The sequence below is a fragment of the Dyella flagellata genome, assembly GCF_030160275.1.
Taxonomy (GTDB): domain Bacteria; phylum Pseudomonadota; class Gammaproteobacteria; order Xanthomonadales; family Rhodanobacteraceae; genus Dyella_B; species Dyella_B flagellata.
Genome location: NZ_BSOA01000050.1, coordinates 127628 through 153474 on the forward strand (window position 1 = coordinate 127628; position 25847 = coordinate 153474).

Below are 25847 nucleotides of genomic sequence, written 5' to 3' on the forward strand. Positions count from 1 at the left end.
AAGGCAGGCGCGAAAACCTGCCAACAGACCGTACTGCTCCCCCGTGATCTTTGAGTCTTGATACGGCGTTGGCAGCCAAGTTCAAGCACGTGGCGTGCCAAATGCTTCGGGGCCATTTCGAAGGGCCCAGCCGCCACCCTGGCGCGGCGGCCATGCTTGAGCTGACGTAATGCGGCTTTTCACCTACTCGTCGCGGCAGTTTGACGCGTCGCTCTCAGCCATTTTGGATGGCCAAACATCTTCACATACGTGAAAGACTGGGCGTCCCTCTAATGCCCGTTGCCGCCCAATCGCAAATCCATTTGCAGCATGATCTCCCGCCCGTAGATGTTGTAGTTCTCGTTATTGAAATAGGGATATTCCACGTAGCCGGTATCGTTGGGCGGCATCTTGTTCGTAATGTTATTCACCAGCAACGATAGCGCCAGGCTGCGTGTGGGCCGATAGGTGGCGCTGGCATTGAACGTGACCCAAGGCGATACGTGAGAGGCGCCGGGATAGCCAATGCCGTTATTGTTGGCGAGATAGTTGGGTGACGGGCCGTAGCGATGCCCATACAGCGTGCCGCTCCAGCGCGCGGCAGGACTGGTCCAGGTAATGCTACCGCTGGCGATACTCTTGAATTCCGTACTCGATTGCGCATCGGCAAACTGATTGACCGGCGCCTGGCCGGGCGCTTCCTGGTAACTGTGATGCAGCATGTCGTTGTAATCGAAGTGAAGGTCGAGCGTGCCGAAATGAAAAAGCGCGAAGCGATAGCGCGCACTGCCCATGACGGACTCGGTCACTTCATTGGCGAGATTTTCGTAATAAGCGGCAATGCCGGTAATCGGGCCTTGGCCGCCCTGGCGCTGCACCTGGGCGAGCGCAGCACGGCATCCGGACGATGCAGCAACAAGTTGGCCAAGCAGGCATTGCGCATCGGTGCGCAGCAGCAAGTCCGTATCCTGCTGCAACACTTCGTTGCGGATGGCGATGTGCAGGTAATCCAGGCTGAGATCGAAATCGTCCAGCGGCGACCATACCATGCCCATGCTCCAGCTTTGCGCCGAGGTCGGCTGCAACTTCGAATTCGCTAGCGGCACACCGGGGATGGAGGGGATCTGATAATCCGTGCCGCAAGCCGTGCTGTGGGCCAGCGCGCAGTAGTAATAATCGTTGCCGGGGACATAGAAATTGGATGGCCCCAGTAAAATGGAGGCAAGATCCGGCGCCTTGAACGAGGTGGTGTAGTTGCCTCGCAACAGCAGGCTGTCCATCGGCCGGTACTCCACCCCAGCCTTGTACGTGAATTTGTGATTGTTGCTGGCTCGATCGAGCGCGTAATAGTCGTAACGCGCGGACAGATCGAGCGTCAGCGCTTTCAGTAGCGGCAGATTCCATTCAAACGCCGCTGCCGCATGGGATCGCTGTCCGCCGCCACTGGTGGCCGCGTGTGCGTAGATCGCATGCTGCGTGAACAGAGGGATGGTCGGTTCGTACCAGGCTTCGTCACCGCCCTCGGCCAGGATGGCGAAGCCCGCATCGCCCCCAGGCAGGGCGAACAGTGAGGCATTGCTGAGAGTCGCGCGGGTATTGTTGATCCAGCTGTTACTGTACTCGTCGACGCCGCGCGCGAAGCTCGCATATTGCGCAGGCGTGATCGCGCGGAAGAACGCCGCGTAATTCGGGTTGGATAGCACATTGACGCCGAATTGCGGATCCGCTCCGACGACCGGACCGAGCAGGCCAGTGAAGAACCTGTTGATGTCAGCCTTGAACCATACCGGTTCCACCACGTGCGTGCGATCGCCGGTACGCAGATAGTAGATGTCCCAGTTCCAGCCCGAGTCGCCCCATTGCCCGTTGGCGCCGATATCGGCCTGGTAAAGCTGATCGTTCTGGCGATCCATCTGGCCTGCCGCGCTATCTGGCATTTCCTCCGGCGCAAAGACTTTTTCCAGATAGAGGTAATGGCCGGTCGCCGCGTCCTGGATCCATCCGTGCCATTCGGAGACGCCGGGAAACCAGCGCTGCTGCTGCTGATTTATCAGAGCGTCGCCGTACAGCCTGATGTGATCGGAAAGCCGATAGGAAAGCTTCAACATGCCATCGATGTTGCGCAGCTGGTTGCTGTAGGTCGTATAGCCATCGACCTTGGTCGACCCGCAATAAGCCCCTGGCAATGGCGGATTGGCGACCAGCATCGTGCTACCGCCGAATAGCTGGCTCGCACAGCCATTGGGCGGGTTGTGATAGCCCTGCAGGTAGCCGTTGTAAGTGCCCGGGGAGCCGTAATCCTGGATGTCGGACTGCACGGCGGGCTGCGGCGCATCGTTGGCGGTCAGGGTACGTTGATAGCCCCATATCGGCGAGACGTTGTCGAATTCAAACCCGGCCAGTACGCGCCACTTGCCGATGTCGCGGCCATACGCGCCGCTGATGCGCTGATTGGCGCCTCCGCCATCCGTATAGCGGCCCACCCGCACCGATATTTCACCGCCATCCAGTTGTGACTTGGTAACGATGTTGATGACGCCGCCGATCGCCTGCGAACCGTAGATTGACGAAGCACCGCCCGGCATCACGTCGATATGGTCGATCAAGCCCACCGGAAAATTGGTTACGCTGGTGAAATTGACGGTGGCGTTGTACAGCCGTCCGAAATTCGCCACCGGCTTGCCGTCCAGCAGGATCAGCGTGAACTGCGGCCCCAGCCCGAACAGGCTCACCGGTTGGGCACCCTGCGTGAACGATCGGGCGGCTTGCGGCCCTTGCACCGAACCGGTTGCCAACACCAGGTTCTGCAATACCTCAGACAGGCTGTTGAAGCCGCGTGCGCGGATGTCTGTCGCGCTGATGGTGTAGGTGGGCGTGGCGGTCTGGATGTTTGCGTTGCTGATCAGGGAGCCGCTTACGGTGACGGCGTCGAGTGTCCGGGGCTTTTCGACTGCGGCGATGGCGGCGATCGTTCGATCCGGCCGTGGATGCAGGACGGCCGCGGGTTCCAGCACGAACGTGGTGGCATTGATGACTTTCCAGCTCAGCCCCGTGCCGGCCAGCAGCTGTTTCAAGGCTTCGGTTGGCGCAAAGCGTCCGGATACGCCGTGAGTGGTCTTGCCGGCTACCAGCGCCGGGTCGTAGACGAGCTGGATGTCGCCCTGCGCGGCGAACGCATCCAGGGCATTGCGCAAGACACCGGCCGCGACGGCATAGCTTTGCGCTTCGGCCTCCGATGGGCTGGCAAATACGGGAGACGTTACCGAAAGAGCGATGATTGAGCCCAGTAGCAGCGGACGCAGGCCCAGCATGGCATGACGAAGCAGGGAGGCAGGCTCTCCAATAGCATCGATGACGCGCGGCCGATAAAACCGCGGCATCCACCCCCCACAGCTCCCGCGCATTCGCGTCTTTTGCCTCCCCGCCCCATCCCCGCCAAGGGACATGTTCCACCCGCATGCTGCGGGCAGTTCGATGATAGGGCAACGCGGGTCGCTCGTGCGGCCTGATTTCAGAGCATGCTTAACCTAAGAGCCCGCCCGCGCGAACGCGGACGGGCTCCAGGCCCGGCTGGCAGGGGCTGCCGGAACTCAATCCATGGCACGCGTCCTTGCGCGCCCTAACGTGAGGCTTAGAAGCCCAGGCTCCAGCTGTTGAGCGTGCCGTAGTCGCCGTAGTAGCCCGGATCGTTGTCGATCACCTGCAACTGCCAGGTGCCGTTGGCCGGCACCGACGAAGCATCCACCGGCCAGGTCATGTCGATGTTGCCGTCGTTGTTGTAGTCGGGATTCTGCAGCACGAAGGTGGTGCCGTTGGGTGCCACCAGCTGGATGGTCAAGTCGCCCGACCAGTTGTGGGTGATGTTGGCGTGCACTTGCAGCGTGGCCGATCCATTGCCGGACAGCCCGGTGACCGGGATGTTGCTGGTGATGCTGGCGTTGTCGTTGATCACCACCGCATTGTTGTTGCTGAACGTGCCGCCCGTGCTGCCGCCGCTGCTTACCGTTACCGAGGTGGTCTTGGTATTGGTGGCACCGGTGCTGTCCGTCACCGTCAGCGTGACGGTATAAGTACCGGCCGCTGCGTAAGTGTGGCTGGGATTGGCGGTAGTGTCAGAGCCGTTGTCGCCGAAATTCCACGCATACGAGCTGATCGTGCCGCTGGTGTCGGTGGAGCTGTTGGTGAAATTCACCGTGAGCCCGTTCACTGCGTCGGTAAAGTTCGCCACCGGGGTGCCGGTGGTGGTGCCACCGCTGCCGCCCCAGTATTTGGTGACGTAGGCATTGAACAGGGAGATGTCCAGGCTGCCCCAGCCGGTGGCGGTGTCAAAGCCCGCGGCTGCGTTGTAGCCGTAGCCGTTGTAACCATTGTTGCCCGAGGTCACGTCATGCAGCGGCGAGGCATCCTTCGGGAAGTAGGTGTACATATTCTGCGTCGGCAGGCCCAGCGAATTGTTGTTGGCCGATTCGATGCGCGCCCACAGGCCCACGAACAGCGGGGAAGCCAGGCTGGTGCCGCCCACCTGCTGGTTGGCCTGGCCATTGATGACGATCAGCGCGCCCGAGCTGGAGGCGGCGTCGAAAGCCACGTCGGGCAGCTCGCGTTTGGTCACCGAGGCGCCGAGCGCGGTGGTTTGCCAGGCCGGCGCATTTTCGAACAGGCTCACGCCGCCGCCGGTTGCCCACAGGCGCTGGTTGTTGTCCGGCGTGCCATTGTTGTTGGCGCCTTGCGGATCGACGGCCGCCAGGCCTTCGTTCCATACCGTTTCACCGCTCCATGCGGTGTTGCCGTTGGTGCTCAGCGTGGTGCCGCCCACTGCCACGACATTGGGCGAGGCAGCCGGTTCGCTCACGCTGTAATGACTTAGATCGATCTGCACGGTGCCGCTGGCGTCGGCGACATAACCGGGCGAATGTTCGGTCGGGTCGCTGGACCATTGATAGACGCCTGAGTCGCCTGAGGACACCGAGAAGATCTGGCCCTGCGCCACTGCCTGGGCGAACACCTTGTCGTCCGCCGCCTGTGTACCGGAGTTGTTGGCGGCTGTTTCGTCCTCGCCCAGCGAGACGTTGATGATCTTGGCGACGTTGTCGGTGACCGCTTTGTTATAGGCGGCGGTGATGCCGGCATCCGTGAGCTGGCTGTCGCTGCTGTCGCCGTTGATCGCGGCATAGAAGATCAGCTGCTTCACGCCGCCAGACATGGCGACGATGTCCTGGCTGTCCAGATCCCACTCACCCGGATTGCCGTCATTGGCGAGCGTACCGGTGCCCGCCGCAACCGTCTGCGTGTTCACCGTTGCCATGCCAGCGCTCTGGGTGAAGCTATTGAGGTCGCTGATCGTCTGGGTCATGTCGCCCCAGGTGATGATGCCGACCACGGTGTTCGAAGCGGTGGGCGTATTGCCTGCGTCGTAGATCTGCGGGAAATCGGTCGGGTTATGGGCAACCACGCCGGCCGCCGCCTGGGCTTGTGCAGCATCGCTGCTGATGCGATGCGACATCACATGCGGCTTGACGTAATCCTGCAAGCCGAGCACGCCATCGACGATGCCGCCGAGCGATTGCGGCACGGTCACGTCGTTACCGTTGGCAAAGTGACGCTCGCCCTTGAAATTGAAGGTCTTCATGTTCGCGTTGAAGGCCGCGTTGGCATTGGCGGCGGTGCCGTCCGCAGAGACCAGCAAACGGTTCGGTGCGACCTTGATGTTGGTGAAACCGTAGGCTTCCAGATGCTTGACCACGGCTTGCACCTGCGCGTTGGTCGGTGCGAATTGCGCCTTGAACTGCTTGGGCGTCAGGTATTGCTGGTAGTTCGCGCTGCCGGGCTGATTCACCGTGGCGAGAAAGCTCTGCAATTGATCGACGTTGCGCAGGTTGAGGCTTACTTCCACATGCAGTGGCTTGCTGGCTTCCAGTGCCACGATTTGCGTAGCGTCGATGGAAGGATGCCCGGTCATGATCAGCTGGGAAACCTTGTTGTCGACGTGCTGGATACCGGCATGCGTACGGGTGCCTACCCGTGTTTCGGCGGCATGCGCCGTGGACAGCAAGGCCAGCGACAACGCGGCTGGCAACAGCAAAGAACGAATCCCCAATAGCGCGGAATGCTTAGACATGTATGAACTCCCCGATCTTTTTTAAGGGCGAACAAAGCCGATGCGGCTCGTAAGCCCCATGCGATAGTTGTTGCCGCGTTTGCGGCACATTGATTCACAGCAATGCCCGGCGCCGCTGATAGAACCCCTCCCGACGGCTGCGTCCCCTTGATCCCTCTACGCAAGCCGCGTTGAAGCGTCGCCGAACTTTAAGACGGAGGCCGGGAAGACATCCCTACCTGTGTGATGCAAGCTTGCACGTGGCTTGCGAAAGTTGGGACGTGTGCCCCAATGGCCCCCATTTTTGGTTCTCGCACGGTTGCTGCATGTCGCGAACGTGCTGCATTGCCTGCGGCGCTTTCGGACGCAAGCGCCCGAGTCACTTCTCTTTGCTGGCCCAAAGAGAAGTAACCAAGAGAAATGGCCTAAAAGGCTCGTGGCTCGGGGAGGGCAAAAGCCTGAACGTGTATGGCTAGACAGGTGGTTGGTCGCCCAGGGTTCCACGGCGCCGCTATACCGCGAGGCGTCGAAGCGCTGAGGAAGTAAAGAGCCCGCTTGCGGAAGCGCGTAGGCTGGGATGCCAATCCCAGCTTTCTCCATGGCATCCCGATGCTGGGATTGTCATCCCAGCCTACATGCTTGCCGCCTGGCTTTAAGCCCTCAGCGCTTGGACGCCTCGCGGTATAGCGGCGCCGTTTAAGCTTGGCCCGCCAACGATCAAAGCAAAGCGTGAACGTTCAGGCTTGTAACCCACACAGTGCCAAGAGTTCTTCAGGCCATTTCTCTTGGTTACTTCTCTTTGGGCCCGCAAAGAGAAGTGACTCGGGCCCTTTAGGGACCGAAAGCACCGCAGGCAATGCAACATCGTTGCGACATGCAACAGCAGTGCGACGACAACAAGGGGGGGCTGTTGGGGGCTTGTCCCCAAACCCACGCTCACCGCGATAGCACAATTTGCGCGTGGTTAACGCGGCGGGCGTGAATCGCCCACCCTTGCTGTAGCAGCAGCAAGAACGTCTGCTGATCGCTGGTGCGGAAAATGCCGCTGATGTGGATGTTCTGCAGCGACGGATCGCCAATGGCCAGCTTCGTGCTGCTGTAGCGATTCATCTCTTGCAGCAGTTGCTGCAATCGCCAGTCGTGCACGAACAGTTTGCCCTGGGTCCAGCCTTGGGCCTGCTGCAGGTCCAGCGGATGCACCGGGCTGATGTGTCCGGCTTGGTCGAAGCCCAAGCTTTCTCCGCCGATCAACGAGGCGGTTTGTGTCGTGCCATCGGCGGCCTGCGTGGCAATCGCCAATTTGCCTTTCAACAGCGCTACGCCGGTGCAAGCATCGTTGAGGCGTACCTGGAACTGCGTACCCACCGCTGTTACCGTTCCGCTGCCCGCATGCACCACGAACGGCCAGGCATGGTTGCCCTGCACGGTGAATTGCGCTTGCCCATGCAGCAGATCCACTCGCCGCGTACGCGAGCTGTAGCGAACGGAGACCTGGCTATCCGTATCGAGCAGGATCGACGAACCGTCCGCCAGCTGCACTGTGCGCTGCTGGCCCGCGGCCGTGCTGTAAGCGGTGCCAGCCGGATCGGCCGAGGTCGACAGCCAGCGGGGCAGGGCGACTACGGCGACAAGTATCGCCAGGCCCGCGGCCAGGACCGGGAACGCCCAGCGCCGAGGCGCACGCGTACCGGGCTCAGGAAGTAGGGCGCGGCGCGCGGCCGCCATCACGGCCGGGTCCCGGGTGGCCTCTTCGCTGCGCTTCCATAGCAGCTCCAGTTCGCGGTATGCCTGCGCATGGGCCGGATCGGCGTTGCGCCAGCGCTCGAACGCGGCATGCTGCTCGGGCGGACAGTTGCGGTCGAGCAGGCGTGCAAACCATTGCTCCGCCTCGTCTTGCGAGCCGGCTTGCACCCCCCTGTTGGCGTTTTCCCTGTCCATGTTCATCAAGACGTTTCAGCCGTCGAATCACCTACCTTGCGCCGCAGCTGGGCAAGGGCCGTAGCCAGGTGCTTTTCGACCATCTTTACCGAGATATCGCAGCGCTTGGCGATCTCCGCGTGGCTCATGCCGTGCACACGTTTGAGCAGGTACACGCGCTGGCATTTGGGCGGCAGTTCCAGGATGGCCTTGGACAGCCGTGCCACTTGCTGGTCGTAAAGGGCCCGCTGTTCGGGCGTGTGCTCGCCGGTGGCAATCTCCAGGCCATCCAGCCCCACGTGGTCGCGGTTATGGTGGCTCAGCGCGACGCGGTACTGGTCGTGGGCTACGTTTACCGCAATTCTGTACAGCAGCTGTTTCCAGGCTGTCGGCGGCTCCGACTCGCGATAGCGCAGCAGCTTGGTCATGCTTTCCTGCGCCGCGTCTTCGGCATCCTGTTCGCTGGCTGTGCGCGCGCGCAGAAACTGCAGCAGCCCACGGAACTGGCCGCGCAGGAACGTATCAAAATGATGCGCGTTTTCGCGTGCACCGACGACTGGAATGCCCGGTCCCCCCATCGGCGCACTCTCCTGCTTATTCTTCATTCCCGCTTTCGCACTCGCACCCCACCCAGCGTGGGACGACTGTGGCGCAAAACGGGGTGCTATGCAAATCGCGCCATTCAAACGGAAGCGATGGCCTGCCTCGGGCGCCATACCCGCGTCCACCGCTTCGAGCGGTCTTCGGACAGCGCCAAGATCGATCCAAACAGGGCCATCCCACGGCTGCTTGTGCATGGCGGCGATTCACGCAGCAGGCAGGACTTTGTCACACACTCCGATGCAAGCTGCCTGCATCCATCCTCCGAAGCAGGGCACCCGTGAACGTGGCGATCCAGCTTGAAAAGCATGAAGTATCTGGCCTGGAAAGCGTCGCGGTAGGACGTGCTTCGGCGGTACCCGAATCGATCGCCTCGCGTCTGCTCGCCATGGGCCTGGTCCAGCCAGTGCATGAACAAGAACGCGGCGTGACGTTGCAGCTGACGCCCATGGGTCTGTCCTTCATTCGCTCCAGTGATCAGTGAAGGCGTTTAACTCAGTAGCACAATGCCGCCTGGCAGCGACGTAAATTCGCCCCGTGGCGGCCTGGATCAGCACCGACAGATCGGCCAGCGGCTGCACTATGCGGACAGGCTGTACCAGCAGCGTTATGACCCTCGGTCCGCATCGGCCAAAAAAGCCGTAGCTGGGATGTCAATCCCAGCATGGCTGCCTGCCGGAAGCCGGGATCGGGAGCCAAGCCCATGGGTTGCTGCAATTGCAATTCAAATAGCGTACGGTGGCTCTTTTTCGACCACCCGTTTCCATCTGAAGGATTCAGCATGCGCATTGACCGAACCCTCTCCGCCGTTGCCGCCATCCTCCTCGCCGGCCTCCCGGCCGCCGGCGCCCACGCCCAATCCAGCGACAACGGCTCTTCGTTCGGTGGTCCGGCCATCTCCGGCGTCTGCTTCTTGTCGCGCGAGGCGATCTTCGCCAACGCCAAGGTCGGCCAGGCCGCGTCCGCACGCCTGGCGCAGCTGACGCAACAGGCACAGAGCGAAATTGACGCGGAGCGCAAGCCGATCGATGCCGACGTGCAAACCTACCGTTCACAGGCGGCGTCGCTACCCGCCGATCAGCGTCAGTCCCGTGAGCAAGCGTTGGCACAACGCATGCAAAAGGTGCAGGCAGACCAGAATCTGCGCGCACGCGAACTGGAAGCCACGCGCGCCAAGGCCATGAGCCAGATCGGGCAGTACGCGCAATCGGTAATCACTGCCGCCTATCAAAGCAAGAAGTGCGGTTTGTTGCTGGATCGCACCGTGGTGCTGGGTGGCAATACCACCAACGACCTGACACCCGTGGTGATACAGGGCCTGGATGCCAAGGTCACGACCATTTCATTCAACTTGGAGCAGGCCCCCGCCAATAGCGGCGGCGTTTCGGGTGGCGGCCAGCAGTAAGCCGGTGACGAAACCATGCGTGTGGTGCAACCCGTTCTATGGCCAGGCACATTGTGCAACGGCTGCAAAGGGCTCAACGAATGTCGTGTGGCGTCATTGATCGCCGCTTGTTTAGTCGACTGAGCGACGGGTTTGTTCTGCGGAAAGCGCAAAGGGAGGGGGCAGCCCCTCCCTTCTTTTTTGCTTTGCGTAAGCGCGGCTATTTGGAAATCAGCAGCAGCAGCGATTGTCCGCATTGGCCATAGGTGGCGCCAGCCCCGCCGATCAGCGTTTCGTTGCCAGGGGTGACGAAGGTGTTGGGGCCGTCGTTCCAGTCGCAAGTGTCGGTCACTCGATACCAGTTGGTGCCGGTGGGTGGTGGCGGCAGGGTGAAGGTGACGCTGCCGGACCAGCCGTTGTAGGCGATGTACATGGAATTGCCGTCGCCGAGCGCGGAGCCGTTGACCGTGTAGGCAATGGCGTAGTTGCTGGTGTTGTTCCAGTAGCTGCTGTCGGCGACCGCACCGCTGGGTTCGTACCAGACGACCTGGCTTGAGGTGTACCACGTGGCTGGGCGCAATGCGGGGTGGGCCTTGCGGAAGGCAATCAGGCGCTGCGCGAAGTTGTAGAAGTTAGATTGATCCGTGGTCCAGTTGTAGTCGAGCCAGTTGGCGCTGGAATCGAGGTTGTAGGCGTTGTTGTTGCATTGAAGCGAGCGCATGTATTCGTCGCCGCCCTGCATCAACGGCGTACCTGCGGAGAGCATCACGAACGCCAGGCCGGTGCGTGCAGCGCGGCGTTGATCAACCGCGGTGCCGGTGCCCTTGGACATGCCCTGGTCCCAACTGTAGTTGTTGCTGATGCCTCCGTCGGACGGGCCATAAGGCCACGGCTGGCTGTTATTGGAGCCGTTGCAGGAATACACGTCCTTCAACGTAAGTCCATCGTGGACATCGATGAAGTTAGTGGAATTCCAAGGGGATCGGCCGCCGGACTGGAACAGGTTGGATGAGCCGGAGAAGTCGTTCGCATCCTGCGTGATGTGAATCGTCATGTTGCCCAGCTCGTTCTGCGCCTGGCGCAGGCTGTCGCGGAACAGGCCATTCCATTCCGACCAGCCTTGCGGGAACTGGCCCTGGTTATCGCTGCCATTGGCGGCCCACGGTTCGGCGAACAGGTCCAGGCCGCTGCCACCGCCTGCCGGGCGTACGGTGAGGTTGCTCAGGATCTGATTCAGCGCGATGTTGGGATCGGCCGTATCGAAATTGAAGCCGCCATTGGGACAGTTGGGTGCGGCCGACTCGTAGGACTGATTGAGGCAGCTGTTGCCCAGTATCGGCCCTTCATCAAAGCGGAAGCCGTCGACGCCCATCGTCGTGCTCCAGTAAGCGAGCGAGTCGATGATCATCTGCTGCGCTACCGGATTGTAGGTATTGAAGGTGTTGCCGGTGCCGGTGGCGTCGTAGAAATACTGGTTGCCGGTGGTCAGCTCGTAATAGGTGGCGTTATCCAGGCCGCGCCATGAGTATTCGGTAGCGACGGTGGGGTCGGTGCTGCTCCAGGTGCCGCCTTCGGAAGTGTGGTTGTACACCACGTCCATGTACACCTTGATGCCGGCATCATGAAAGGCTTGCACCATGGCCTGGAACTCCGCCGTAGGGCCGCCGGGCGATTGGTCGTACGCATAATGGCGATCCGGCGCGAAGTAGTCTTCGGTCATGTAGCCCCAGTAGTTCTGGTTGGCATCCGAATTGGGCACCACGTCGTTGGCGTCGTTCTGGGTTTCCTGGATCGGCAGGAATTCCACCGCGGTCACGCCGAGGCTGGCGAGATAATTGGCCTTCAATCCCGCGCCGTAATAGGTGCCTTGGTATGGCGAAGGAATGCTGGAATCCTGCTTGGTGAAGCCGCGTACGTTTACTTCGTAGATCACATCGTCTTTCTGTGCGCCGGTCGGCTTGGTGCCCGTGCTTTGCGTGCTGGGCGCAAGCACGATGCCCTTGGGCGCGTACGTGCCGCTGTCGATCAGGCGATAGGCCACGCCGAAGGAGCTATCGACCGTGCCGCCGGTGGCAAAGATGTGGGTGTTCTGGTTGCTGGTATTGAGCGGGTCCTGGCTGATTTCCTGTGCATACGGGTCCAGCAGCAGCTTGTTCGGATCGAAGCGGTTGCCGTTGCTGTCGACATCGGAGATGAAACCTGCTGAAGAGCCTTTGCTCCAGCTCGCGTCATACGGCCAGTTCGGGCCCCAGGCGCGATAGCCGTAGTACACCGCGCCGGTGATGCCGGCGCCTTGAATGGCCGACACCGGCACGATCGCCTGCCATACGCCGTCACCCTGGTTGGTCATCAGGTAGGTGGCCGATTCCTGCGCACCATAGCCACTCGCGTAGAGATACAACACGATGCGGCTGGCTTGCGAGGAGTAGACGCGAAAGGTGATCTGGGTTTGCTGTGCGTCGTAACTTGCGCCCAGGCTCATGCTGTTGATCGCCGCGTGAGCGGGCATGGCGGGTATCGCCGCGAGGCTGGCGCATGCCAGCAAGGCGGCAAGTAGCTTCGAGAACTTCATACGGGCGTGCCTCCTGCTTCGTGGTTGAACAGGTTCTGCGCTGGATTTCCCTCAAGGTGCAATGCAGGTATGAGCATCTGCATGGCCGCAGCTTGCCGCACGCCGAATCGATCTCCCCATCGATTGCGTGTGTGTGGCTATGCGTAAAGCTGGTGCGCCGGATGGTAGGAAGCATCGCGGTGCAGCAACCAGGGGCTGCATACGTATTCATTGAGAATAGTTGTCGTGTTTTCACGCATTGCCTACGCGCAAAAAAAACCGCCGCGATCTTACGATCGCGGCGGCCTGCAAGGTTCAGCCGGATTAGCGGTGCATCACCATGGTGCCGCCACCAACGAGATCGGTTCCCAGAACACCGGTGCCTTCGACCCGGCATGCGCATCGGCCGAAGCCAGCGCCTCCTGGTGCCGCGTGGTCCAGCCGGAGGAGCGCAACACCATCATCGCCACCGTCAGGTTGCCGCGCAGCGCCGGGATCGCGTCGTGGGCGAAATCCTTCAACGCGGGATTGCTGGCGTTGAGCTTCATGGCTTCATAGGCCGAGATCATGCGGCAATGGCTGCGCACTGCCGCGCTGGCGAAGGTCCTATCGAAGGCTTCGCCGTTGAGAGCCTGCATATGTTCCAACATGGCTTGGCCCGAGGGCGTCGGCGCAGCCTGCTGATCGCTGCCCGGCAGCAGCTGCGCCATGCGAGCGCTTAGCGCGCTGCGCTGCTGGATGATGGTGTTGGCCAGTTCGATCACGCGCGGGTTGCTGGATTTGGCCAGGGCCAGTTTCGCCATCGCGACCTGGCTGGCGTTGTCGTTCATGGCGCGGCTGAGAAAGGCCTGTTCGTCTGCCTGCAACGGTGGATTGGCGTCAGTGGCTTGTACCAGTCCCGCCGCCATCGTCATCCATAGCAAGACCATTGAGACGGGAACGAACCGTGAGAACCTTGCAACGCGCATGACGTAACGCCTTTATTGCCGAGCTGTGCCCCTTATGGCTCCCAATCTGAACTTGCACTAGTTCAAAAGGTGTTTAGAAATCGTCAGACAAGTATCGTCCGCTGCTTGCTGGCTGACTTTTCTTCAGCAAGCTCAGTCCAGCGTCTTCACTCACGCGTCGGGCGGCGATGGCGCATTAACAATTGCCAGGCGACGAACTCGACGGCGATCACCGCCAGGCAGCTCACCGGCGGCCACCACAGGTAGTACCCGCGCAGCATGCTTACGCTCACTGCTAACACCAGGGCCGTGCTGATCAACAGCAACAGCCAGTTCCGGCCAATGCCGGGCAATCCGTACAGCAACAGTGGCAGCGTCAGCATGGCGGCGCCAAGTCCGAGCTGGCGCAAGAAATCGAGCGGCGTGACGAGCATGCCGCGCTCCAGCGATTCCAGGACGTTCGCCTGATACTCCACGCCGGGCATGGGCGAATCGGGTGTCTGCAGGATGTCGCCCAGGCCCACGGCGGTGGCGCCGACCAGTACCCAGCGATCCTTGAGCAGGTTCACCGGCACCCGGTTATTGAGCACATCCACGTACGACAGTCGGCCAAAGGCGCCGGCCCGGCCGGCGTAGCGCAGCAGCACGTAGTTGTCGCGCATCCATAGATACGGAGAAGCATCGTTGTGGGCGGGATCGTGCAGGCCGGGCAGGGTGCTGCTGGACGCGTGGTTGCCGAGTTGCAGCAACGCCAGCGCTAGCGATGGCCAGTAAGGACTGCCGAGTCCGGCCTTGAGATAGGCGCCGCGCACCTGCTCGTCGTTGTCCTTGGCGACATCCACCTGGCCGAGCGCCGCCACGTTCTGGCCGATGCTGCTCACCGGCAGCGCCTCCTGCAGCTGACCGCCCAACGAGACCGATTCGGCGAACACCGGCAGCACTACCTTGCCGTTGCGCTGGATGGCGGCGGCAACCTGTTTGTCGTCGTCCGGATTATTGGAGGGCGTCGACATGGTGACGTCCATGCCCACACCGCGCACGCCATAGGCGCTGAGGCGGTCGATCAGCTGCGCATGCACCGAGCGCGGCCAGGGGAAGCGGCCGATCTCATCCAGACTCCTGGCGTCGATCGCGACGATCACGACGTGATCGTCCGGCGTGTAGCGCCAGTAGCGCGCATTGAGGTCGTAGAGCGCGTTGTCCCATGGTACGGTGACGCCGCTGACGATCAGCAACACCAGCAGGCCGGTGCCGGCCATCCACAGCATGCCGCGGACCAGCCAGGCAAAGGTGGTGGGCATTACCTGGCGATCCCACAGCTGGGCCAGCCGCCTTGAGAAAGGCGGAACATGCTGCTGGCTACAGCAACAACCACAACACCACCCCGCCGCCGGCGGCGACCGCACCGATACGGCAAGCAATGCAACCGCCCAGCCGAACCTTCTGCACTGCCCCCCATGGCCCCGCATAACCATCGGTGTCCAGCGTCTGTACGCGCACGTACCAGGTACCCGAGCCAGGCTTCTTGATTTGCAGCGTCGGCTGGTCCAGCGTCTGGTCGATCCGCGGATGCGCGAAGTCGGGGTGGCGGTCGAGCTGGATGCGATAGCGCTGCCCCGGCGTGCCTGCCTGCCAGCCCAGGCTCACCTCGCTCTTGGAGGCCTTGGGTTTGCCCACTTCCGGTGCGGGCGGCTGGGGTACCAGGTCGAACGGCATCGGCTCGGTGAACGGACCGAGCTTGCCATGCCTGTCGCGGGTGGCGATGCGCCAGTAGTAGTGGCCATACGGCAACGCATTGGGAGCGCGCACGTTATCGCCGGTGAGCTGTGCTTCGCTGGCCAAGGGCTGCGCGAATTGTTCGTCGCTCGCAAGCTGCCATACGTAGGAGCTGGCTTCCAGGCTTTCCGTCCAGTGGAAGCTTGGGCGAGTGTCGCGCACCTTGCCGCCGGGCAGCGGCTCCATCACCAGCGGCGGTTGCGGATGGGCATTCATGTGCAGGCTGCACACGGCATCTTCGCCCTCCAGCTTTTGCCCATCGATGCCACGCACGCGCACGGCGTAGTCGCCGTCCGGCACATCGGGCAGGTTGAGCTGGGCGGCGCTGGTGACGTGATCGAGCAGCAAAGCTTCGAATTTGTTACTGGAAGCCAGTTGCACGCGATAGCGCGTGGCGCCATCAAGCGATGCCCAGGCCAATACGAACGGCAGCTTGCTTATCGGCTGCGCCGGACAGTGCAGGGCCGGCGCGGGCAGCAGCAGTTGCGCCTGGGTCGGCCTGGCGCCATCGTTTACGGCCACGCCATGTTCCTTGGGCACCAGCACGTGCGCGTGATCGCCGCCCACGTCCACTCGCCCGGTCAGCACTTCGGTGCGCGACTGGCTCTCTTCGGCGGTGACCCGAAAATGCGTGCCGCGCACGCTGGAAATCGTCCCCGGGGTTTCCACGCTGAAATGCGCACCCACACCGGTCATCGGCGTTACCGTGTTGGTAACGCGGCCGTGTTGCAGGCGCAGGCGCGTATCGACCATGCCGGTACGGCCGTAGGCGCTCATCTGGTCCAGGTCCAGCGCGCTGTTTTCTTCCATCAGCACGCGCGAGCCGTCGGCGAACTGCAAGCTGAGGCTGGCGTTGGCATCCGTACTCAGGTGTGCACCGTAGCCAAGCGTCATGCCGGGCGTAACGTTTTCCGCCTGCGACTGACCGGCCAGCTGCACGTGCGCGCCACCCATCACCGCTACCACCGTCGCGCTCGCGGGCTGCACCCGCAGCCAGCTGATCGGAACGCGCAGCGTCATGCCCGGAGGAAGGTGATACGGGTCGGCCACCTTGTTGTACTCCTGCAGTTTCTGCCAGGGTACGTCGGGTTTCAGGTAGCGGCCGGAAAGATTCCAGATGTTGTCCTGCGGTCGGACCCGATAGGTCCAATCCGTGGCGAAGAGTATCGGCGGTACAAGCAAGAGCAGCGCTGCCAGCCATGGCAACCAGCTATTACGGGTGGGATGCATCATTCCCCCTTAAGATCCATCAAGACGCCCCCTTTCGCCATCGGCCGGCAGCAGCGGACAACCTTGGGTCCAGGGGTTGTCGATAGCGCCGAATGGAAGGGGATTGTGCGGGATATGGCGACGTGACGCCAGATCGTCAGTCTATGCTTGGCGTTTTTGCAATATCGGACAGCAGCTTCTGCAGGTTTTCGCGATAGCCCGGCAATTGCCGTAACGCGCGATCCGCATCGGCATCGCCGAGCGCTGCCATCAGCTCGCGCCCTTCGGCCATGATGCTGCCATTCGTAAACAGCTGCAGCGCGCCCAGCATCCGGTGCAGCGTGCGTTGTGCCTGCGCACTGTCGCCTTGCGCAATGGCCTGGTCGAGCTTCTCCAGGTCCGGGCCGCTGGTCCTGAGCATGGCCCGTAGCATTTCCGCGCGCAGGTCCTGCATGCCCGGTTCGGCGAAGACATCTTCGAACAGCGAAACCCCATCACTGGAGGTATCGATGGCGCCGGGAGCCCAGGAACTCAGCTTTTCCTCCAGCGGGCGCAGTTGCACCGGCTTGCTCAGATAATCGTCCATGCCCGCTTCGCGGCAGCGTTCGATTTCGCCGTCGAGCGCGTTGGCGGTCATGGCAATGATGGGCAGGCGGGTGGAGCGTTGCGTGACTGATTCATGCTGCCGCCAAGCCGTCGCCAGCTCGTAACCGTTCATCAGCGGCATCTGGCAGTCGGTAAGCAGCATGGCGTAATTGCGCTGGAGCAAGGCCTCCAACGCGGCGCGGCCGTCGCCCACCGTATCGCAATGCCAGCCCAGCAGATCGAGCTGGCGGCGGATCAGCGACTGGCTGATCGGATGGTCTTCCGCGACCAGGATGCGGCCGGTGCCATGCTTTGTAGCTGGCGGCGCCGAAGTGACCGGCGAGGCGGCATCACGCGGAACGGGTGCCAGCGGCTTCAGGGCCTGCGCGCAGATGCGCGCAACGGCTTGCCATTTCAGCGGATTGGCGTTGAGCCATAGACGATCGTCGCGACCACCGCTGACGCCATTTGCACTGGCGTCGACCAGGATCGGTTGCGCGGCGATCAGCGCGGCGCTTTCCTGATCGCTGCCATCGATAAACAGCAGATTGGCCGCCACGCCACGCCGCATCGGCTGCGCGGGCGGTATCTGTTCCACCGTCAAGCCGAGCGAGCCGAGGTGAGCGGCCAAGGCATTGGCGGTCGCGACCGAGGCGAGCCGCACGATGGCATGCCGCCCGGGCAATTCCGGTGGGCGCTCCACCTTGCGTTGCGCCACCGGCAAGCGCAGCTCCAGCGTTACCTTGGTGCCTTCGCCGAGCCGGCTGCCGAGTTCGACGCTGCCGCCCATCAATTGCACCAGGTGCCGGCAGATCGCCAGGCCCAGCCCGGTGCCGCCGTAGCGACGTGTGGTCCAGGATTCGGCCTGCGAGAAGGGAGTGAACAGATTGGCCTGCTTGTCGGCGGCGATGCCGATGCCGGTATCGATCACGCTGATGCGCAGGCGTTGCGCGTGGCCATCGTCGCCGATCACGTGCAAGCTCACGGCGACACTGCCGCTTTCGGTGAACTTCACCGCATTGTTCAGCAGATTCATGAGGACTTGCCGGATGCGCACGCTATCGCCCAGCAACTTGCCGGCCAGCGTACCGTCCGCACCCACATCCAGGACTAGGCCCTTCTTGTGGGCGGTGCCGGCCATTACACCGACGACGTTGTCGATCAAGGTGCGCAGGTCGAACGGTGCATCGTCCAGGTGCACGTTGCCGGCTTCCAGCTTGGAGAAATCCAGCACATCGTTGAGCACTTGCAGCAGCACGCCGGCGGAATCCTCCACGGCGTGCACCAGCTCGCTCTGCTCTTGATCCAGTTGTGTGCGGCCCAGCAATTCGAGCATGCCGATCACGCCGTTCATCGGCGTGCGGATCTCATGGCTCATGGTGGCGAGGAAATCGGCCTTGGCCTTGGAAGCCCGCTCGGCCGCGTCACGTGCGGCCAGCAACGTCTGGTTGTGGGCGTTGATGCTGGTGGTGTCGATGCAATAGCCGATCCATTCCACCCGGTGGTCGGGCAAACGGCGCGTGCCCATCACCAGATGGATCCAGCGCAGGCCCTCGGCGCCATAGGCGCGAAAATCCAGCGTGACAGTGCCGCGGTGATGGGTCGCGCGCTGCAGCAGGCGGCGCAGGGCGGGGGCGTCTTCGGCGTGGATGCGGTCGTGGAACGGCCAGTCGCGCAGCACGTCGCCGGTTTCCAGCAAGTCGTCCGGCCGCAGGCCGAACAGCGCATGCAGATTGCCGGCGATGAAGGCCAGCCGTTGCTGTCGGTCGTCGCCACGGCGCACGGCGAACACCACCACCGGAATGCGCTGGGTGATGTCGCGCAGGCTTTGTTCGGTGGCGCGCGCGCTCAGTTCGACCTGGCGGTACTCGGTAATATCCAGCAGCATGCCGATCGAGCCGTTCACACTGCCGTCCGGCGCCTGCGTGGGCGCTTCCAGGAACAAGCCGGTGCGTTGCCGTCCGTCGCTGCTCAAGTAATCCAGTTCGCAGCGCTGCACCTTGCGCTCGCGCACCGCATCGGAGCCAAGCTGGTGCAGGCGCTGCGCTGCCGGTGTGCCGTCGGTCAGCGGCAGCCAACGCTGTTGCGGCAGTTCGAGGCTGCCATGTCCGACCATCTGGGTGGGTTCGATCCCCAGCCGCCGCTCGCAGGCGCTGTTCAGCGCCAGATAGGTGCCGGAGGCATCCTTGATCAGCACCGGGAAGGGCACGGCATCAAATTGCGCCTGCATCAGCGCACTTTGCCGCTGCAGCGCGTGCTCGGCTTCGGCCAGCTTCTCCCGTTGCAGGAACAGCATGCGCAACACCACCAAGGCGAGCAGGGCGGTAAGGCTAAGCATGAGGGCCAGCACCACCACCGCCATGGAAAGCGGGCTGGCATCGAACCAGCCGGAGGCCGCGTCGCTGAGGAGGATGGCTAGGGTCACGGCGGTAGGCTGAAAAAGGGCTTGCCCGCATGATGCCCAAGTTTCGCCGATGGCGGGAGACTGTCGCGTACTTTCGGTAGAATCCTACATAACGAGCGGCTGGACCTGCCGCCAATGGGGGACCGCAAACGTCACCGGCTATGCCTACGAATGGCGAGACAACCCGAATCGTCATTGCCGACGACCATCCCGTCGTGATGCTTGGCATCCGCGCGCTACTGAAGGAGCGCAGCGGCATGCAGGTGATAGGTGAGGCGAGCAACGGCCGCGAGCTGCTGGCCGTGCTCGCGAGCGAGCCTTGCGACCTGCTGATCACCGACTTTTCGATGCCCTACGAGGACGGTTCCGGCGACGGCCTGCCCCTGCTCCGGCGCGTGCGCCGCGATCATCCTCGGTTGCCGATCATCGTGCTGACCATGGTGCACAACGCGGCCCTTACCCGCGGCATGCTGGCGGCGGAGGTGAACGGCCTGGTCGCCAAGGTGGCGATGACCAAGGAACTGCAGCTGGCGATCGGTGCGGTGATGAATGGGCGCACTTATATCTGCGAGGCCATGCGCGAGCACGTGGTCGACTGGTCGGCGCAGGAAGGGCCGGAGCGCGCTGCTGAAGCGGTCGTGCTATCCCAGCGCGAGGCGGAAGTGGTGCGCCTGTACGCCCAGGGTTTGTCGGTGACGCAGATTGCCGAGCAGCTGCACCGCAGCGTGAAGACGGTCAGCCAGCAGAAGAACGACGCAATGCGCAAGCTGGGGATTACCAGCAATACGCAGTTGTTCGAGTACGCGCGAACGTACGGACTGCTGTGACCGTAGGCTGGGATGACAATCCCAGCTTCTTACACAGCTCCGTGAATGCTGGCATTGTCATCCCAGCCTACCTGGCTCGATCCAGGGCCATGCTGGGCGCATTTTAGGAATTGTCCGATATATCCCCCCACCCCTCGCGACGCATGCTTACCGCCACTAGGCAACGCCATGCTCATGGCGTTCGAAATTTCCCGCGCGCCCACGGATGGACGTGTGTCGGCGAGCTTACGCCGGCGGCAGGCATGCATTACCCCCTGTGAGTTATGTCTGCCGGGATCTCCTGTTCCACAAGGAAAGGGTGCGAGGTGTCGGCAATGTTCATGGACATGCAAGGCTCGGCGCTCGAGCGGCTCAACACGGTGATCCACTCGCATCCCCAATGGCAGTGGGAAATCGATCAGCGCCACCGCTTCACCCAAGTGGCCGACGGCCTGCTCCAACTGATGGGCCGCGAGCGTGAAGCCGTATTGGGCGAGCCGGTGAATACTTTCATGACGCCGGCCGAAGCGACCCGTGCCGCGCGCTTCTTCGCTTCCCGGCCCAAGGCCTTTTCCTGTGCCATCAGCCGCCATCGGCATGCCAAGGGCCACATGGTGGCGCTCGAATCCGATGCGGTGGCACTGGCGGACGAAGACGGCGAATTCTCCGGTTACCGAGGTATCGCGCATGGCGTGATGGATCTGGCGCATAGCGAAAACGTGTATCGGATGATGGCTATCTACAACACGGCCCCCAGCGCGCTGTGCCTGATCGGCCGTGATGGCCGCTATCTGGCGGCCAATGCTGCTTACGCCACCATGCTCGGGGTACCCCAGGATGCCCTGGTCGGTCGCAAGGTAGCGGAATGGATGCCCCATGCCGGCGAAGGCTTTCGCCGCAGCCTCAAGCTACTGGATGCGGGGCAGGAGGTGCCTGCGCAGGAAATCGAGCACCAGGATCGGTTCTACCAGCTGCTCGCCAACCCCGTACACAACCTGATGGGGCAAGTGATCGGCATCACCGCCGCGCTTACCGACATCACCGAACGCAGGCAGGCCGAGCAGAAACTCGCCGATATCAACCGCCAGCTCGAGTACTACGCCAACAACGACCACCTTACCGGTTTGCCCAATCGCCGCCACGTGGACGAAGTGCTGGCCGATGAAGTGCACCGCGCGATGCGCAGTGAACATCCGCTGTCGGTGCTGATGATCGACGTGGATTACTTCAAGAAGTACAACGATCACTATGGCCACCTGCGCGGCGACGACTGCCTGCGCATGGTCGCCGCGCAATTGCGCCAATCCCTATCACGCTACTGCGACGTGGTCGGTCGTTATGGCGGCGAGGAATTCATTGCCATCCTGCCGGGCACCGATGCGATCGGCGCGTTGAAAGTATCCGGCGCGATCCTGCATGCGATCAGCGCGCTAGACATGCCGCACGCGCAAAGCCGTTATGGCAAGCTCACGCTCAGCATCGGCGCGGCCAGCCTGGATAGCGTGCCGCATGTGCAAGGCGTGGAGGAAATCCGCGACAGGTTGCTGCAGACCGCCGACCGGGCGCTCTACACGGCCAAGCTGTCCGGCCGTAATACCGTCTATGGCATGTCGACCGGTGAGTTGGGCGGGTTCTGGAGCGATCAGGGCTGAGCATCCCTAGGGATGCCCTGATCTATTCCACGTGCCCAGCCTGCGGGCCTTCTGGACGTCACCCCGTCCGCAGTGGGTTCGTCCACAAAGCGGCCGTTTGGCGCGTATTACATGCGCACCAGGGAAGCAGTGAGAAATTCGAAACGCGCATGGCCTGCGACGATGCTTGAGGTATCCGACGTCCGCGAATTGGCAGCCAGCGGGGGCGATACGAAGCCGAGCAGCGCAATGAAGATCAGATTACGCAACACTTTCACGCGAGGTCTCTTGCCGGGTTAGGGAAAGACCCTGCACTTATACGCGCCGAAACGGGTCAAGCACAGCCTGCAGGAGGTAGAGGCCACTCGCCTCCACCTCCGTCCCGTCCCGCCGTCGTGTTACGGCGAATTTACCAAGGTGGTGATCAACCCCGCCTTGGGGCTACCCCAGCCCGTCACCAGGTCGTAGCCGACCACGGAGGAAAAGCTGCCGGACTTGCCGCTGGTGATATCGTGGAAATCCGTGGCATAGGTGGTCGTCAACTTGCCGCCGGCTTCGTTTTCCGGATAGACCGCGGCATTGAAGTTGCCGATGCGTTTCTTGCTGTCTGCCACGCGTTGCTGATTGATCAGCGCTACGAAGCCTGCCCACATTGGCGCGGCAAAGCTGGTGCCGCCGTAGGAATTGGCGGTGCAGGTAGTCTGGTCGGCGCAGACGTAGAAGGTGAAGTTGGCATTGGCCGATACGTCCGGTCCGTTGCGGTAGATCTTCGAGCCTTTGTTGTTGGTGTTGATCACGCCGGTGATCTTCTGCCAGGAGGGAATGGCGATTTTGTCCGGTGAAATGCCGCCGCCGCTGTCGACCCACGCCGTTTCCGATTTCCACGGGCCGGCGGCCCGGGTGGTGACCAGATCGGTGCCGCCGACGGAGATGACATAGGCATCGTCAGCCGGCCACGCCTCGTTGCTCGCCGACCAGGTCGAGGCGTCGCCGGATGCTGCGAAGAAGGTTTGACCTTGCGCGATCATCTTTTCGAAATACGGATCGAGCGTGGTCGGGTCTGCCGGTGTCCAGCCCCACGAGCAGCCGATAGTGGTTGGCAGCGGGCTGTGCGTGGTCATCTTGCTGATCATGGCGGTATCGGTGGAGCCTACGTACATCGTCAAGCTAGCCAAGCCCGGCGCCATGCCAAGTGCCTGGGTCATGTCGAGCGTCTGCTCGGTGTCATCGCAGCTTTGCGAGGCGAGGCAGGCGGTGCTGGTGCCATCGGTCGACAACAATGTAATGGGCACCGTGCGAGTTTGGTGCGCGTTCTTGTAATACGTGGCCAAGTCGTTGAGGTCGGTGCCGTAGAACTCCAGCAGACCGAGGTTCTGGCCTTTGCCGGTAAGCGCCGTGCCGCCGTAATACGCCGCACGCATGTCGCTACCCAGGAACGAAGCCGAAGGGCCTGAGCCGGTGGTGGCGTGCGAGACGACGGCTTCCGGGCTGATGCCATGCGCTGCCGCGTAATCGCTCTTCTTCACATACAGCGGCTTGGGAATCGAATAATTGTCTAGGCCTGAAACATGCCACAGTGGAATCGCCAGCGAGGTGGTCGGTTCGCGATCCGGGCTGTAGAACATGCGATTCTCGGTCGGATGCTTGTAGCTGCGCATCTTCAGGTTGAACGCCGCTTCCACCGCGGAGACCGGACCGCTCACCTGGATATCCATGCCGTCGCGGCTGCCGCCGGTCACGCTAAATCCATAGTGCTGTAGATACTGCACCACCGTGTCATAGTCGTTCCGCGTCGGGCCGAAGCGCGCCGTGAATTCCTTGGGCGTGATGTAGTGCTGGTAGTTCAGACTGTTCGGGTTGGTGACATCCGCCACGAACGCGTCCAGGCCGGCCTTGTCGCGCAACGGCAGCACAATGTCGAGGTTCATCATTTTGCTGGCGGGAAGGCTGCTCACTTGCTGCGCAAGATTGCTATGCACCACCTCGCGCACGTGGTGGGTGTAAACCTCCCCGGCAGACGCTGCTGTGCTTGCTCCAAAGGCCAACGCAATGGCGACCGAAAGGCCGCAAGTCTTGCGCGCCAGTCCCTTTGAAAGACGCGTTTGCGTCGAGTCTGTTCTGGTCATCGCAATTCACTCCCATAAGGAAATCTGCCACGTCGTGGCAGTGACGGTGATCGAATCGAGGAACAGCAACGATGCCCCTCTCCCCAAAAAGCGCCGAATGGCTTTAGCAGCGTAGGTCCGCCGTCGTCGTTTTCGAGTGAAACATTCAGGGGTGCTGCGAGGGGCGCCACATGATCAGCGTTCAATAATGAACGACTATGACACCCTTGTCCTAGGCAGCGCTCAGGGCCTTTCAAAGCGCTTGCGGGCGCGTTCAATTTTTGGCCTTATCACGCAATCGGCCACGTGATCGTTGACCAAGCCCATCGCTTGCATGAAGGCGTAAACAGTCGTGGGGCCGACGAACTTCCAGCCCAGTTTTTTCAGCGCCTTCGACAAGGCGATCGATTCGGCAGAAGTGGATGCCGTCTGCGGAGCACTCTGCTGCCGGGTATCGGGTGCATAGCGCCAGACGAAGGTGGCCAGCGAACCCTCCCGCTCCACCAGCTCCACGGCACGCTTGGCATTGTTGATCACAGCCTCGATCTTGCCACGGTGGCGGATGATGCTTGCATCTTTCAGCAAGCGCTCGACGTCGCGTTGCGTAAAGCGCGCGATCCGATGGAAATCGAAGTGATGAAAAGCGGTGCGGAAATTTTCCCGCTTGGCCAGGATGGTCCGCCAGCTCAATCCGGATTGAAAACCTTCCAGGCTCAGCTTTTCGAACAAGCGAAAGTCGTCGCTTACCGGATAGCCCCACTCCGTGTCGTGATAGTGGAGAAATTCCGGCGCGGCGGCGCTCCAGCGGCAGCGCAGCTTGCCATCGGGTTCTGCAGTCGTGGCACTCATTGGTGGCCTTTCGATCAGCGCAAAAGAAAGGCCATCTGTTCGCTGGCCTTGGAAGGGGTGATTTGCATGATTTCCGCCGTGACGACATCGGCGACGACGAAAGGATCGTCGTTCACCCTTTGCTGCAGCTCTTGAAGCGAGCTGCCGTGCGCAACGATGGCGCCGCCCAGCTTGGGCTGAAGGCTGCCGGCCAGCAAGAACACCTGATCATCAAAGCCACGCTTGAGCCATGCGTTGTGACCCTCCATGAACCGGCCGGCGTCGGCTTGATGGGCCGAAAATCGAAGCAATACGATGAACATAGGAGGCTCCCTGTCGGACACGCTTGATCAATGAACGGCGTTTTGTCGGCACGCGTCCAGCCAATCGCACATCAGCGCTACTTCGCGCTTCACGAACGTCTTGTCGTGAAAAGCATGGGCGAGTGAGGCGATGCCCTGGCTGCGCATCAGCAGATGCATGGCCAGGGCATCTGCGTCGGCGGCGCGGCCGAGGCGGATGAATTGTTCGCGCAGCCAGCTGCGAAAGAGGGTAAACAGCGCGTTAGCCTGGTCCTTGGCGACGTGGTCCAGTTTGGCCAGTTCAGCGCTAAGCGTGCCGACGGGGCAGCCGTAGAGCATGATGTCCGCGCGATGGGCGATCAGGATGCGAATGAAGCAGCCAATACGCTGTTCCGGCGTGCTGCCTTCGGTCTCCCACTGTTGGAGCATCTTGCGCGTATTGGCCAGGCGCAGGGCTATCACCGCAGCGAGAATTTCATCCTTGCTCTTGAAGTGATAGTAGAAATTGCCGCGCGAGATGTTTACCGCGGCGGCGATATCGGCGAACGAGGTGTATTCAAAACCGTGTCGATAGAACAGGCGATCCGCTGCTTCGACGATCTGATCGCGGGTGCTGTTGTCGCTCAAGCGGTGCCCCTTTTGCCTAGGCTCGAATCAAATTAGGACATTTGTCCTAATGCGTCAAGCAGCGCGTGGGCTGGGATGACAATCCCGGCAACGGGAGGC

General features: G+C 62.0%; 19 protein-coding genes and 1 tRNA gene. 6 read left to right on the forward strand and 14 right to left on the reverse strand.

Features of this window, described 5'->3' with window-relative positions; all coding sequences use genetic code 11:
• Positions 1 to 269 precede the first annotated feature (269 nt).
• The 4 genes from QQJ96_RS21855 to QQJ96_RS21870 form a co-directional block, all read right to left on the reverse strand.
• Positions 270 to 3359: a TonB-dependent receptor gene (locus QQJ96_RS21855; protein WP_284334156.1), complete on the reverse strand. Its 3090-nt coding sequence runs from the start codon at positions 3357 to 3359 to the stop codon at positions 270 to 272.
• 251 nt (positions 3360 to 3610) lie between these two features.
• The gene (locus tag QQJ96_RS21860) at positions 3611 to 6097 is read right to left on the reverse strand and encodes a protease pro-enzyme activation domain-containing protein (protein ID WP_284334157.1); all 2487 of its coding nucleotides are present in this window, start codon (positions 6095 to 6097) and stop codon (positions 3611 to 3613) included.
• Between the two features lie 915 nt (positions 6098 to 7012).
• Entirely contained in the window at positions 7013 to 8020 is a 1008-nt protein-coding gene (locus QQJ96_RS21865) for a FecR family protein (RefSeq protein WP_284334158.1), read from the reverse strand.
• Positions 8020 to 8598 (reverse strand): RNA polymerase sigma factor, encoded by a 579-nt coding sequence (locus QQJ96_RS21870; RefSeq protein WP_284334159.1) that lies wholly within the window; start codon positions 8596 to 8598, stop codon positions 8020 to 8022. The genes QQJ96_RS21865 and QQJ96_RS21870 overlap by 1 nt, the downstream gene beginning before the upstream one ends.
• A gap of 275 nt (positions 8599 to 8873) precedes the next feature.
• Here QQJ96_RS21870 and QQJ96_RS21875 point away from each other — a divergent pair, with 275 nt between their 5' ends.
• Together QQJ96_RS21875 and QQJ96_RS21880 are read left to right on the forward strand one after the other, a co-directional pair.
• Complete coding sequence (locus QQJ96_RS21875; protein ID WP_284334160.1) at positions 8874 to 9077, forward strand: hypothetical protein; 204 nt, start codon at positions 8874 to 8876, stop codon at positions 9075 to 9077.
• A gap of 297 nt (positions 9078 to 9374) precedes the next feature.
• Positions 9375 to 9998: an OmpH/Skp family outer membrane protein gene (locus tag QQJ96_RS21880; RefSeq protein WP_284334161.1), complete on the forward strand. Its 624-nt coding sequence runs from the start codon at positions 9375 to 9377 to the stop codon at positions 9996 to 9998.
• 199 nt (positions 9999 to 10197) lie between these two features.
• Here the strand turns inward: QQJ96_RS21880 and QQJ96_RS21885 are convergent, their stop codons facing one another.
• From QQJ96_RS21885 to QQJ96_RS21905, 5 genes are all read right to left on the reverse strand, one after another.
• Positions 10198 to 12549 (reverse strand): isoamylase, encoded by a 2352-nt coding sequence (locus QQJ96_RS21885; protein ID WP_284334162.1) that lies wholly within the window; start codon positions 12547 to 12549, stop codon positions 10198 to 10200.
• A gap of 314 nt (positions 12550 to 12863) precedes the next feature.
• Positions 12864 to 13496, reverse strand: coding sequence for a DUF4142 domain-containing protein (locus tag QQJ96_RS21890; protein ID WP_284334163.1), 633 nt, complete (start codon positions 13494 to 13496; stop codon positions 12864 to 12866).
• Between the two features lie 146 nt (positions 13497 to 13642).
• On the reverse strand, positions 13643 to 14776 hold the full coding sequence (locus tag QQJ96_RS21895; protein ID WP_284334164.1) for a CHASE2 domain-containing protein: 1134 nt from the start codon (positions 14774 to 14776) through the stop codon (positions 13643 to 13645).
• A 58-nt stretch (positions 14777 to 14834) separates the two neighbouring features.
• Positions 14835 to 16484 carry a FecR domain-containing protein gene (locus QQJ96_RS21900; RefSeq protein WP_284334165.1) on the reverse strand — a complete coding sequence of 550 codons (1650 nt, stop codon included), beginning with the start codon at positions 16482 to 16484 and terminating at the stop codon, positions 14835 to 14837.
• 133 nt (positions 16485 to 16617) lie between these two features.
• Positions 16618 to 19059: a PAS domain-containing hybrid sensor histidine kinase/response regulator gene (locus QQJ96_RS21905; protein WP_284334166.1), complete on the reverse strand. Its 2442-nt coding sequence runs from the start codon at positions 19057 to 19059 to the stop codon at positions 16618 to 16620.
• Positions 19060 to 19064: 5 nt separating this feature from the next.
• Between QQJ96_RS21905 and QQJ96_RS21910 the strand changes: the two genes are divergently transcribed.
• The 4 genes from QQJ96_RS21910 to QQJ96_RS21925 all read left to right on the forward strand — a co-directional run bounded on the left by QQJ96_RS21910 (position 19065) and on the right by QQJ96_RS21925 (position 21907).
• Positions 19065 to 19160: transfer RNA gene (locus tag QQJ96_RS21910), tRNA-OTHER, on the forward strand.
• The gene (locus tag QQJ96_RS21915) at positions 19150 to 19464 is read left to right on the forward strand and encodes a hypothetical protein (RefSeq protein ID WP_284334167.1); all 315 of its coding nucleotides are present in this window, start codon (positions 19150 to 19152) and stop codon (positions 19462 to 19464) included. The genes QQJ96_RS21910 and QQJ96_RS21915 overlap by 11 nt, the downstream gene beginning before the upstream one ends.
• A 146-nt stretch (positions 19465 to 19610) precedes the next feature.
• A complete protein-coding gene (locus QQJ96_RS21920; RefSeq protein ID WP_284334168.1) occupies positions 19611 to 20276 on the forward strand; it encodes a response regulator in 666 nt (221 codons plus the stop codon).
• A gap of 314 nt (positions 20277 to 20590) precedes the next feature.
• On the forward strand, positions 20591 to 21907 hold the full coding sequence (locus QQJ96_RS21925) for a sensor domain-containing diguanylate cyclase (RefSeq protein WP_284334169.1): 1317 nt from the start codon (positions 20591 to 20593) through the stop codon (positions 21905 to 21907).
• Between the two features lie 107 nt (positions 21908 to 22014).
• Here QQJ96_RS21925 and QQJ96_RS21930 read toward each other — a convergent pair whose 3' ends face one another.
• The 5 genes from QQJ96_RS21930 to QQJ96_RS21950 form a co-directional block, all read right to left on the reverse strand.
• Entirely contained in the window at positions 22015 to 22164 is a 150-nt protein-coding gene (locus tag QQJ96_RS21930; RefSeq protein ID WP_284334170.1) for a hypothetical protein, read from the reverse strand.
• 120 nt (positions 22165 to 22284) lie between these two features.
• A complete protein-coding gene (locus QQJ96_RS21935) occupies positions 22285 to 24012 on the reverse strand; it encodes a S53 family peptidase (RefSeq protein ID WP_284334171.1) in 1728 nt (575 codons plus the stop codon).
• Between the two features lie 222 nt (positions 24013 to 24234).
• Entirely contained in the window at positions 24235 to 24840 is a 606-nt protein-coding gene (locus QQJ96_RS21940; protein WP_284334172.1) for a DNA-3-methyladenine glycosylase I, read from the reverse strand.
• A gap of 14 nt (positions 24841 to 24854) precedes the next feature.
• Complete coding sequence (locus tag QQJ96_RS21945; protein ID WP_284334173.1) at positions 24855 to 25142, reverse strand: YciI family protein; 288 nt, start codon at positions 25140 to 25142, stop codon at positions 24855 to 24857.
• Positions 25143 to 25169: 27 nt separating this feature from the next.
• Positions 25170 to 25748, reverse strand: coding sequence for a TetR/AcrR family transcriptional regulator (locus QQJ96_RS21950; protein ID WP_284334174.1), 579 nt, complete (start codon positions 25746 to 25748; stop codon positions 25170 to 25172).
• Positions 25749 to 25847 lie beyond the last annotated feature (99 nt).